The 11,862-nt window shown below is 70.4% G+C and carries 8 protein-coding genes; 6 read left to right on the top strand and 2 right to left on the bottom strand.

Annotated features, from left to right (window positions below):
• Window positions 1-85: 85 nt before the first annotated feature.
• Complete coding sequence (locus LEL83_RS07760) at window positions 86-1,360, bottom strand: ammonium transporter (RefSeq protein ID WP_225558372.1); 1,275 nt, start codon at window positions 1,358-1,360, stop codon at window positions 86-88.
• A gap of 240 nt (window positions 1,361-1,600) precedes the next feature.
• On the bottom strand, window positions 1,601-2,557 hold the full coding sequence (zapE, locus tag LEL83_RS07755) for a cell division protein ZapE (RefSeq protein WP_225558411.1): 957 nt from the start codon (window positions 2,555-2,557) through the stop codon (window positions 1,601-1,603).
• Window positions 2,558-2,751: 194 nt separating this feature from the next.
• On the opposite strand from zapE, the gene LEL83_RS07750 reads away from it, so the two are divergent.
• The 6 genes from LEL83_RS07750 (at window position 2,752) to LEL83_RS07725 (ending at window position 11,733) form a co-directional block, all read left to right on the top strand.
• Window positions 2,752-3,663, top strand: a complete 912-nt coding sequence (locus LEL83_RS07750; RefSeq protein WP_225558371.1) for a sulfurtransferase — start codon at window positions 2,752-2,754, stop codon at window positions 3,661-3,663.
• Window positions 3,660-4,139, top strand: a complete 480-nt coding sequence (locus tag LEL83_RS07745; protein WP_225558370.1) for a SufE family protein — start codon at window positions 3,660-3,662, stop codon at window positions 4,137-4,139. The genes LEL83_RS07750 and LEL83_RS07745 overlap by 4 nt, the downstream gene beginning before the upstream one ends.
• A 145-nt stretch (window positions 4,140-4,284) precedes the next feature.
• Complete coding sequence (locus LEL83_RS07740; RefSeq protein WP_225558369.1) at window positions 4,285-9,660, top strand: DUF6531 domain-containing protein; 5,376 nt, start codon at window positions 4,285-4,287, stop codon at window positions 9,658-9,660.
• Entirely contained in the window at window positions 9,648-10,073 is a 426-nt protein-coding gene (locus tag LEL83_RS07735; RefSeq protein WP_225558368.1) for a DUF6188 family protein, read from the top strand. Before LEL83_RS07740 ends, LEL83_RS07735 begins: the two co-directional genes overlap by 13 nt.
• A gap of 80 nt (window positions 10,074-10,153) precedes the next feature.
• The gene (locus LEL83_RS07730) at window positions 10,154-10,663 is read left to right on the top strand and encodes an Imm26 family immunity protein (RefSeq protein ID WP_225558367.1); all 510 of its coding nucleotides are present in this window, start codon (window positions 10,154-10,156) and stop codon (window positions 10,661-10,663) included.
• A gap of 248 nt (window positions 10,664-10,911) precedes the next feature.
• Window positions 10,912-11,733 (top strand): DUF6188 family protein, encoded by an 822-nt coding sequence (locus tag LEL83_RS07725; RefSeq protein ID WP_225558366.1) that lies wholly within the window; start codon window positions 10,912-10,914, stop codon window positions 11,731-11,733.
• Window positions 11,734-11,862 lie beyond the last annotated feature (129 nt).

Raw genomic sequence — 11,862 nt, 5'->3', positions numbered from 1 at the left:
TCGCGTCGACCACGCGACCCGCACGACGACGGGCCCCGCGCTGCTGTCTGCGCGGGGCCCGTCGTCGTGCGGTGGTGGAGCGTGTCTAGCGGACGCGCACCGGGGTGTCGTCGGTCTGCTCGTAGAGGACGTAGCCCTCTTCGCCGTGGACGGCGGTGTCGATGCCGGCGACCTCGTCCTCGGTCTTGACCCGGAAGCCGATGGTCTTCTCGATCGCGAACCCGATCACGAAGGCGAGCACGAACGAGTAGATCCCGACGACGAGTGCCGCGGCGGCCTGCTTGCCGAGCTGCTCGAACGAACCCGAGTAGATCAGGCCGCTGTCGTTGGCGAAGAAGCCGAGGAAGAGCGTGCCGACGATGCCGCCGACCAGGTGGACGCCGACGACGTCGAGCGAGTCGTCGAAGCCCAGGCGGTACTTCCAGTCGATGGCGAAGCAGCAGATGACGCCGGCCAGGAAGCCGAGGACGATGCCCCAGCCCGGGGTCAGCGCGGCACACGCCGGCGTGATGGCGACGAGGCCGGTGACGGCACCGGAGGCGGCGCCGACGGACGTGGCCTTGCCGTCCTTGAGCTTCTCGATGAGCAGCCAGCCGAGGATCGCGGCGGCCGGGGCGGCGAGCGTGTTGACCCAGGCGATGGCGGCGATGCCGTCGGCGGCACCCTCGGAGCCGGCGTTGAAGCCGAACCAGCCGAACCACAGGATCGCGGCACCGAGCAGGACGAACGGCGGGTTGTGCGGCTTGTGCGCGCCCTTGGCGAACCCGACGCGCTTGCCGAGCACGATCGCCAGGGCCAGTCCCGCGGCACCGGCGTTGATGTGCACCGCGGTGCCACCGGCGAAGTCGATGACGCCCCAGGTGGCGGCCCAGCCCGAGGTCAGGTTGAAGACCCACGAGGCGACCGGGAAGTAGACGACCGTGACCCAGACGCCGGCGAAGATCATCCACGCGCCGAACTTGGCACGGTCGGCGATGGCGCCGGAGATGAGCGCGACGGTGATGATCGCGAACGTCGCCTGGAACCCGACGAAGGCCATCGACGGGTAGGCCGCCTGGATGTCCGAGGACTGTGCCTCCTCGAACGCCTGGCCGAGGCCGAGCAGGTTCCAGTCGATGCTGAAGAAGCCGACCACGCCGGACACCGCGGCGTTGTCACCGTGGTTGGCGAACGCGATCGCGTAGCCGTAGAGCACCCACAGGACGCTCACGAGCGCGATCGCGCCGAACGACATCATCATCATGGAGATGACGGACTTGGCCTTCACCAAGCCGCCGTAGAAGAAGGCCAGGCCGGGTGTCATGAACAACACCAGCGCCGCCATGACCAACACGAACGTCGTGTTGCCCTGATCAAGCATCTGTTCACCTCTCGATTGCACGAGCGGCTCGTGGACCGCCTCGGGTGCCACCGAGTCTGGCGAGGCGACGTTTCACGAGGGAGCACGGTCTGTTTCGCGGATGTAACGCGTGGGGCTCCCGTGTGAACGGTCTGTTTCCGGATGCCGGAAGCGACGTCCGACAGCCCTGTCGGCACGCCGGACGCGCCGGACGGGAGGCCCGTGGCGGTGCCGCCCCGCGCCTCCCGTCCGTCAGGTGGCTCAGTCGACCGCGCGCGACAACGCGACCACGCGCGACGCGGCGCGCAGGTACTTCTTGCGGTAGCCGCCGTCGAGCATCGTCTGCGGGTACACCTGGTCGAGCGGCGTGCCGGACGCGACGATCCGCACCTGCGCGTCGTACAGGCGGTCGACGAGCGCGACCCAGCGGAGTGCGTCGGTCTGGTCGGTGAAGGCCTGCACGTCGGTCAGGCCCACCGCGTCGAGCCCGTCGACGAGGGCGACGTACTTCGAGGGGTGCACGCTCGCCAGGTGCGCGACCACGGCCCGGAAGTCGTCGAGCGTCGTCGTCCCGGCGGGCAGCGCTCCCGCGACGTCGTCGACCGTGCGGGCGGACTCGTCCACCGCGCGACGGCGGTAGTCGAGGCCGTCGATCCGCATGGTGTCGAACCGGTCCGACATCGCCTGGATCTCGCGCAGGAAGTCCTGCGCGGCGAACCGACCCTCGCCCAGGGCGCCGGGCGGCGTGTTCGAGGTGGCGGCGAACCGGGTGCCGGTCTCGGTCAGCTCCTTGATGAGCCGCGTCATCACCATCGTGTCGCCCGGGTCGTCGAGCTCGAACTCGTCGATGCACACCAGGGCGGTGCCGCGGAGCAGGTCGACGGTGCCCTGGAACCCGAGCGCACCCACGAGCGCGGTGTACTCGATGAAGGTGCCGAACGTCTTGCGTCCCGACGCCGCGTGGTACGCGGCGGCGAGCAGGTGCGTCTTGCCGACACCGAACCCGCCGTCCAGGTACACGCCGGACTTGGCGGCCGGCTCGGCTGCCTGCTTACGGCGGCCGAACAGCCCGCGCCGCGGGGCGTCGGCGGGACCGGCGGCCACGAACGCGGCGACGGCGTCGCGGACCGATGCCTGCGAGGCGTAGTCGGGGTCCGGCCGGTACGAGTCGAAGGACGCACCCGCGAACTGCGGCGGGGGCACGAGCGCCGCAGCCATCTGCTGCGGGGTCACCTGGGGATCACGGTCGACGAGGTGAGCGGGCAATCGGGGACCCTTCCGGGAAGCAAGACGTGCGGTGTCACGTTGGACCAGGCGCACGGCACGTCCGCGTACCGTTGCCCAGAGCACCGACGCCCGATCCTAGTCCGGTGCCTGCACCGCGCTCCCCCGCATCACCTGGAGGTACCCCGATGACCGCACCGGTCGACCCGTCCGAGAAGTTCGCCGCCTACGCGCACCCCGAGCGCCTCGTCTCCACCGAGTGGCTGCAGGCGCGGCTCGACGCCGGCACCGGTGCACCCGACCTCGTCGTGGTCGAGTCCGACGAGGACGTCCTGCTCTACGAGACCGGGCACGTCCCCGGCGCGGTGAAGATCGACTGGCACACCGACCTCAACGACCCCGTGCAGCGCGACTACATCGACGGTGCCGCGTTCGCCGAGCTCCTCGGCGGCAAGGGCATCGGTCGCGACACCACGGTCGTGATCTACGGCGACAAGAACAACTGGTGGGCCGCGTACGCCCTCTGGGTCTTCACCCTGTTCGGCCACCAGGACGTCCGCCTGCTCGACGGCGGTCGTGCGAAGTGGATCGCCGAGGACCGCGCCCTGACCACCGACGCGACCGCCGTGACCTCCGTCGACTACCCCGTGGTCGAGCGCCAGGACGAGCCCGTCCGCGCCTTCAAGGAGGACGTGCTCGCGCACCTCGGCAAGCCGCTCATCGACGTCCGCAGTGCACCCGAGTACAGCGGTGAGCGCACCACGGCACCCGACTACCCGGAGGAGGGCGCCCTGCGAGCCGGCCACGTGCCCACCGCCGTGAACATCCCCTGGGCGACCGCCGCCGCCGCCGACGGCACGTTCAAGTCCCGCGAGGAGCTCGACGCCGTGTACCGCGACGGCGCCGGCATCGGTGACGCCGACGAGGTCATCGCCTACTGCCGCATCGGGGAGCGGTCGAGCCACACCTGGTTCGTGCTGCAGTACCTGCTCGGGTACGACAGCGTGCGCAACTACGACGGCTCGTGGACCGAGTGGGGCAGTGCCGTGCGCGTCCCGATCGCCGTCGGCACCGAGCCGGGAACGGTCGCGGGCCGATGAGCGCGAGCACCGACGCCGGCACCGGCACCGCCGACGCACCACTGCCGGACACCCTCGCCGAGATCCGCGACGACTTCCTCGCCCTCGGGCAGAAGGACCGCCTGCAGCTCCTGCTCGAGTTCTCGAACGAGCTGCCCGCGCTGCCCGAGCGGCTGCAGGGGCACGAGGACGAGCTCGAACGCGTCGAGGAGTGCCAGTCCCCCGTCTTCATCACCGTGACGGTCGGCGAGGACGGCGACGCGGCCGACGTCGTCCGGATGCACGCCACGGCTCCGCGCGAGGCGCCGACCACACGCGGCTTCGCCTCGATCCTGGCGCAGGGGCTGTCCGGGCTGACCGTGTCGCAGGTGCTCGCCGTGCCCACGGACTACCCGTTGACGATCGGGCTGTCCGAGGCGGTCAGCCCGCTGCGGATCCGCGGGATGGTGGGCATGCTCGGCCGCGTGCAGCGGCAGGTGCAGGCGACGGTCGCGTAGACGCGACGCGATGGCGGACGGGAGGCCCGTGGCGACACCGCCACGGGCCTCCCGTCCGTCACGCCCTCGGCACGCAGGCCGTTCTCTGGTACCTCACGCTCGCGCCGTGACAGGATGAGGCCGTCAACATCTGGGGGGAATGACGATGGCGAAGATCCACGGGAACGATCCGACCGGCTACTCGTACAGCGCGGCGGATGCACTCAAGTCGGCGTCGACGGCGCTCGCGTCGGCGATCGGGGGCCAGTCCGGCTCGCGGTCGTCGTCCGTGACGACGGCGGGTGCGGAGTTCCGGGGGTACTTCTCCGAGGTCTTCGCGGACAACGCCGACATCGCCTCGCGGAGCGCGACGAAGCTCGTCGAGTCGCTGCAGAGCCTGTCCGGCTTCGTGCAGGAACTCCGCGATGCTGCGAAGGACGAGGACGACCGGCGGAAGCAGGCGAAGGAGTGGGAAGCCCGCAAGCGTGAGCGCGAGGAGAACTTCTTCGTCGGCGCCGGGCACGAGATCTCGACGTGGTTCGGCGGCGGCGACGACCCGAAGCCGCCGGAGCCCGAGCCGGAGCCGCAGCTGCAGGCGGACGAGGTCAGCGTGAAGGGCCGCGAGATCCCCGCGGGCGGTGGGGCCAGCGGTGGGACGTCGTCGGCCGTCCCCGCGGACCTCCGCTCCTTCGAGGCGACCACCCGCGCGCTCGACTCCGACCTGTCGGGCGCCGTCTCCACGTTCCGCAACGCCCTGGCCGACTACGAGGCCGAGTGCAACCCCTGTTGGGGCACGCTGAACGCCCAGTCGCTGCTGACCGCCGTCAACGACTGGCTCACCGCGAACGGGCAGGACGCCGACTGGGCGGGCACCGTCGCCGCGCAGTTCGAGGCCGCCGGTGGTGGAGCCGGGCCCGCGACGCTGTCGGACGCGGCGATCGCGGCGGCCCTGTCCGCGGCGGGGATCGACGCCGGACGTGACGACTTCACCATCGGACCGTTCTCGGCGATGGGGACGCCCCCGACCAACGGGTTCGCCGACGACCCGGTCAACACGGCCACCGGCAACTTCCTCGAGCCCGAGACCGACCTGTCGTTCGCGGGGCAGGCCGCGTCGCTCCGGCTCACGCGCATGTACAACTCGCTCGACGGTCACACCGGGGTCTTCGGGCTCGGATGGTCGTCGATCCTGGACGTCCGGCTCGAGCTCGGCGACGAAGCCGCTTCGGTGGTGCTCGACGACGGTCGCCAGGTCGACTTCCCGCGGCAGGGCGCCGGGTGGGCCCGCGGCGTCGGCGAGGACCTGTGGCTCCGGGCCGAGCACGGCTCACTCGTCGTCCAGGACAACGCCGGCGGTCGGTGGGCGTTCACGCCGTCGGGGCTGTGGCTGAGCAGTGATCGTGGAGCGGGCACCACCGTGACCGTCCGACGTGACGAGCAGGACCGGATCACGCGGCTCGCGCACGTCTTCGGACGGTTCGTCGACGTCGAGTACACCGCCGACCGTGTGGCGTCGGTGACGGCATCGGACGGGCGCCGCGTCGAGTACCACTACGACGACGCCCGCCGGCTGGTCCGGGTGACCGACGCCGTCGGCGCGCGGCAGTACCGCTGGAACGCGGACGGGCTGATCGACCGGGTGACCGCGGCGACCGGGGTCGTCGAGTGCGAGAACACCTACGACGACCGCGGCCGGGTGGTCGAGCAGCGCACACCGTTCGGACGCCGGGTCCGGTTCTCGTACCTGCCGGGACGGGTCACCTCGGTCTCCGACGTCGACGGGGCGCACACGAACACCTGGATCGCCGACCGCAGGGGCCGCGTCGTCGGGATCATCGACACCGACGGGCGCCGCCAGTCGATGTCGTACGACCCGCACGGCAACCTCGTCTCGGTGACCGAGCGCGATGGTCAGGTGACGGTCCACGGGTACGACGAGCGGGGACGGCGCGTCCGGACCGTGACACCGGAGGGCGCCGACCTGACCTTCGGGTACGACGAACAGGACCGTCTGACGACCGTGGTCACCGCGGACGGTGGGGTCGTCGAGTACTCCTACGCGGGCGATGACCGGAACCCGTCGACCGTCGTCGATCCCGTCGGCGGCCGGACCGAGCTCGAGTGGCGGGACGGACTGCTCGTCCGGAGCACCGATCCGACCGGCGTCGTCGTCACGTTCCACCACGACGCGTCCGGCGAGCTCGTCGGTGTCGAGAACGCCGTCGGCGACACCGCGCGGCTGGTCCGCGACGGCGGAGGTCGGATCGTCGAGGCGGTCACACCGCTCGGCAACCGGACCCGGTACCGCTACGACGCCGCCGGACTGCTCACCGCGCGCGAGGACCCGGACGGCGGGCTGTGGCGGTTCGAGCACGGCGCCGGTGGTCGGGTCACGGCGACGATCGACCCGACCGGAGCCCGCACCGAGGTCACGTACGGTCCGCACGGCGAGGTCGAGTCGACGACGGACCCGCTCGGTCGCGTCATCACCAAGGACTTCGACGCGTTCGGCAACGTGTCGACGATGACCCTGCCCGACGGTGCCGAGTGGTCGTTCGTGCACGATGCCCTCTCCCGGCTCGAAGCCGTCGTCGATCCGGCCGGCGGCACGTGGAAGCGAGAGTACGACGCACGCGGAGCACTCGGTGCGACGGTGGACCCGACCGGAGTCCGCACCGAGGTCAGCCGCTCGCGCGCGGACGGGGTCGCGACGGTCCGTGACGCCTTCGATGCCGTGTCCGTGACGACCGACGCGTTCGGCCGTCCGACCCGGCTCGAGCACGCAGACGCGTCCGCCGAGCTCACGACGTACGACGCCTGCGGCCGACCGGTCGAGCTCGTCGACGCAGACGGCGGCCTCACCCGCATCGAACGTGACCTGGCGGGACGTGTCGTCGGCGTGACCACCCCAGCCGGCCGGACGACCCGGTACGAGTACGACGCGTGCGGCCGCCCGGTCGTCGCGATCGACCCCGCCGGCGCACGCACCACGCTGACCTACGACGCCGACTCGCGGGTCGTCGCGCGCACCCTGCCGACCGGTGAGGTCGCGCGCACCGAGTACGACCGCCAGGGTCGGGTCGTCCACGCCGACGTCCCCGGGGTCGGCACCGCCCGGTACCGGTACGACCGCGTCGGTCGGGTCGTGTCGGCGCGCGACACCCGCTTCGGCCAGCGGACCTTCCGCTACGACGCCGCCGGACAGCTCGTCGCCGCGGTGAACGGGCTCGGCGGCACCACCCGCTACGAGTACGACCAGCGTGGACGACTCGTCCGCACCGTCGATCCGCTGGGCGGGGTGACCGTCCGCACGTACACGCAGCTCGACAAGGTGGCCTCGTCCACCGATCAGCTCGGTCGCACGACGATCGCGACCTACGACGCGGCCGGGCGCCAGCTCACCCAGACGGACCCGGACGGCAGCGTCCTGCGGTGGGAGTACGACGCGGCCGGACGCGAATCGGCGCAGTTCGCCGGTGACCGGTTGATCGGCCGCATCGACCGCGATGCGCGAGCTCGCACGGTGACGATCACCGACGAGACCCGTGCGGACTCCCCCACCACCCACGTCCTCGAGTTCAGCCGACTGGGCCAGCTCGTCCGACGTGCCACCGGTGCGCGCGAGACCCGGTGGACCCACGACGCCGACGGACTCCGCACCTCGGTGCTGTCCCCTGACGGGTCCACGATCCGGTACGAGCACGACGCGGCCGGACGGGTCGTCCGCGTCGACCACTCGGCCTTCGGCGAGGTCCGGTACGAGCACGACGCGACGGGGCGGCTCCTGCAGGCCCGCGCCGGCGATCAGCTGCAGACCTGGGAGTACGCGAACGGACACATGGTCCGGCACGCGCGCATCGACGCGGACGGCACGGACACCAGCACGATCCAACGCGACGCCGACGGGCGCATCACCCGCGTCGAGGGACCCGATGGGAGCACCACCTACGAGCACGACGATGCCGCGCAGCTCGTGGCCGCCGTCCACGACGGTGGTCGCACGGACTGGGTCTACGACGTCGCTGGTCGTCTGACCGAGGAACGGACGGACCAATCCGCTCGACGATTCCGGTACGACGCCGCCGGTCAGCTGACCCGTGTCGACGCCGCGGACGGCTCGCCCGAGGTGGAGTACGCCCACGACGGTGCCGGTCGTCGCACCCGGGCGATCCGGCCCGGGAACCGCACGACCAACTACGCCTGGAGCCCCCAGGGGCGCCTGACGAGCGTGACCGAGACCACCGCGGCGGGCAGCACCACGACCGACCTGCACGTCGACGCCCTCGGTGAACTCGCCGGTGTCGACGGCGTCCCGATCGACTGGGACACCGCCGCCTGGGCACCGACCCTCCTGGCCGTCGGCGACACCCCGGTCGTCCGCGCTCCCGGTGGTCTCACCGGGGTGGACGACGGGTGGGCCACCAGCGGTCGACGCACCACGAGAGCAGCCGACGACGCCGATCCGTGGCAGACGCTCGCCGACCTCGGCGGCTCCGGCCTGCCCGGCGGGATCGCCCTCGGCGCAGACGGTTCGCTGCAGGTCGCCGGCCTCGAGTGGATGGGGGCGCGTGCCTACGACCCGTCGTCGCGCGGCTTCCTGTCAGTCGACCCGGTCAGCGCGCCAGCAGGAGCAGCCTGGGCCGGCAACCCGTACTCGTTCGCCGGCAACGACCCGCTGCACGCGATCGACCCGCTCGGCCTCGCGCCGATCACCGACGCGGAGCTCGAGGCCTACGCGGCGGCGCAGCAGGGGCCGCTCGCCCGTGCCGCAGCCGCGACCGGTGACTGGTTCGCAGACAACTGGGAGTACGTGGCCGGCGGCGCGATGGTCGTCGCCGGCGGTGTGCTCGTCGCCACCGGCGTCGGCGGTCCGGTCGGCATGATGCTCATCGGCGCCGGTGCCGACACCATCATCCAGAAGGCCACCACCGGAGAGGTCAACTGGGGGCAGGTCGCCGTGAGCGGTGCGTTCGGCGCCGTCGGCGGTGGCGCGGTGTCCCTGATCGGCAAGCAGCTCGTCAAGAACGCAGCAGAAGGTGCGGCCGAGAACGTCGCGACCTACGCGGCGAGTGGCCAGCCCGTGACTCCCGGTGGTCTGCTCCGGAACGCGGCCGAGGGTGCGGCGACGTCGGCGGCGACCGGCGGCACGATGTCGAAGGTGAACCTGCCGACGTCGGTGGCGAAGCTCGATGACCTGCCCCCGACGCCGCCGGTCAACGTCCTCCCGTCCAGCGGCAGGACCTTCGTCGTGACGCCGCAGGGGACGACCTACGACATCCCTGCTGGTTGGGACATCGGCCCGGCTCGGACCAACCGCGGGCTCGTCGCGCAGGATCCGGCGTCAGCTGCGAACCCGAACATGCATGATGATGCCAACATGATCCGGGTGATGGATCCGACCGATCGGTATCCGAACGGCTACAGCCGTTACAGCAACGACTACGGCCAATGGCTCGATCCCCGTACGGGAAAACCCGGTTCGAAGCCCGACAGCCATGTTCCCAGTGATCACCAGGGAGAGTACCTCGGATGGCCGAACTGACCGCTGACGACGTCCACCTCGCACTCGTCGGGGAGACCGTCGACCTCATCTGGGTCGACTTCAGGCTCACCCTCGCGTTCTCGAACCGGAGCATGGTCTCGTTCGAGACCCCGTTCACGGTGGCCGGTACCGATGGCGTGACCGTGTCCGTGGATCCGGAGGACAAGGATTCCCTGCTCCCAGCACTCCACCTGCACACACAGAGCGTCTCGGCAGCGCAGATCGACGGGAGCACGCTCCGGATCGAGTTCGCATCGGGAACGACGCTTCGAGCGCACGCTGACGACGACTACGAGTCGTGGCACTACTCCGGTCCAGGGACGCCGCCGGTCAGAGCGACCGCTCTCGGCGGTGGCGAGCTGTTCATCTCCCTCCCGGTGGAGAGCGACCCCGGAGAAGCAGGGTCGAGCTGACCTCGCCCTCGTCGATCCCCGGGAGGAGATCGCCGCAACGGCGTTCCGCGTGTGTGTCATCGCATCGAGAGAGGAACAGGTTGACGACCAACGATGTGAAGCCCGGTGACTTCCTCGCCATCCCCCTCGGCGATGGCCGCGCGTACATTGCGCACGTGGTGGACCAAACCACGCGCGCGCTGTACGTGGTCGTGTTCGACTGTCCGGTCAGTGCGTCTCCGACGCCTGAAGAAGTCGCGAGAGCACGGACGGCGGCCCCTCTCTTCGCTACCTTGACGTTCGACGCCCGGGTTCGACCAGGAATGTGGACCATCGTCGGCAGCTCACCGTCTGATCCGGACCGTTTCCTTCCTGCTTTCACCTACGGTGCTGCCGAGACCAACGGCGTCTGGGTGACTGACTTCCACGACTCGCGTCAGCGCCCGGCCACGGAGGACGAAGCCGAGTCGATCCCACGGCGGAAGATCAGGTCACCGATGGTTCTCGAGCAAGCCGTCCGTGCACATGAAGACCTCGCGCCCTGGTTACCGGCGTTCGAAGAATTGCGCTATCGACCGACCCCGACGTCACGCCAGCTCTTCGGCTCGTGATCCGCTCTCCTCCCGCCTGCGTGATCTGGTGAGGATCTGCTGCGTGCACCTGGATTCGTCGGCATCACGGACGTTGCAGAGCCAGGCGCGAGCGATCCGCGGAGTCCGACTGACCGGGCCGAGGATCTGGCGGATCGATCTGGATGAAGAAGGGAAAGGTCGCAGATGCGATGCCGGATGGACTCCCCCGGACGGGTCGGCTCCTGTTCCAGGCACGAACGCGCACGACTTCGGACGAGTGGATGATCATGACCCGTGACACGACAGAACCCAGCGAGTTCGCGACGACCGTCGAGGGAGCGGGCACCCTCGACTTCATCGGCGTCGACTTCCGGCTCGACCTACGCTTCACCGACGGCGCAAGCGTGCAGCTCGAATCTGCGTTCACCATCACGGACCGATCACGGGGCAGCGTGGTCGTCGATCCGGAGCGCAAGGACTCGCTGCTCCCCATCCTGCAGCTGTTCGGCAGAGAACTCGATCGGCGTTCGGTCGAGGGCGACACGCTCACGCTGTTCTTCGCTGATGGAGTGACCCTCGTCGCCGGTCCCGACGCTGGGTTCGAGTCCTGGCACTTCTCTGGGCCGAAGGGTCGCCCGGTTCGTGTCGATCCGCTGGAGGGCAGTACGAGCCCCGGTGCGGAAGAAGCTCTGAGGGTGCGGGTTCCGGGTCGACCCTTCGCGCTGGACATCGCCGGCGACACCGTCGACCTCATGAGCATCGGACCAGACGTGACGATCCGTTTCTCGAGCGGTGCGTCGCTCCGGTTCGAGACCGACTTCGCGCTGACCGGCGCTGACGGGGAGCACGCGTTCCTCGATCCCGGTGACGAACCGTCCCTGCTCGGCCTCCTCGCGCTGCACACCGAGGTCGTGTCGGACGGTGCAGTGACGGGCGGGCGGATCGCCATCCGGTTCGCCTCGGGTGCGTTGCTCGAGGGCTGGCCGAACCGCCGAGGTCCGTCCTGGCACTACAGCGAACCGGGGCGCGCACGGGTCGACATCGACGCCCTGCCCGACGGCGAGGTCCGGCACCGGCACAGCCCGTCGTCCGCGGAGATCCGACGGTGATGGGCGCGCCCCCGGAGATCTCGATTCGCCATCTCCGAACGGTCACCAACGAATCGACCGCGAAGCTGCCGGACCGTGTCGTCGCGGTCCTTCACGCTGTCGGTCCGGACACCGATGTGCTCGTCTCCG

This window comes from Curtobacterium oceanosedimentum (genome assembly GCF_020297365.1).
GTDB lineage: Bacteria > Actinomycetota > Actinomycetes > Actinomycetales > Microbacteriaceae > Curtobacterium.
This window is presented reverse-complemented; position numbering and strand designations above follow the sequence as displayed.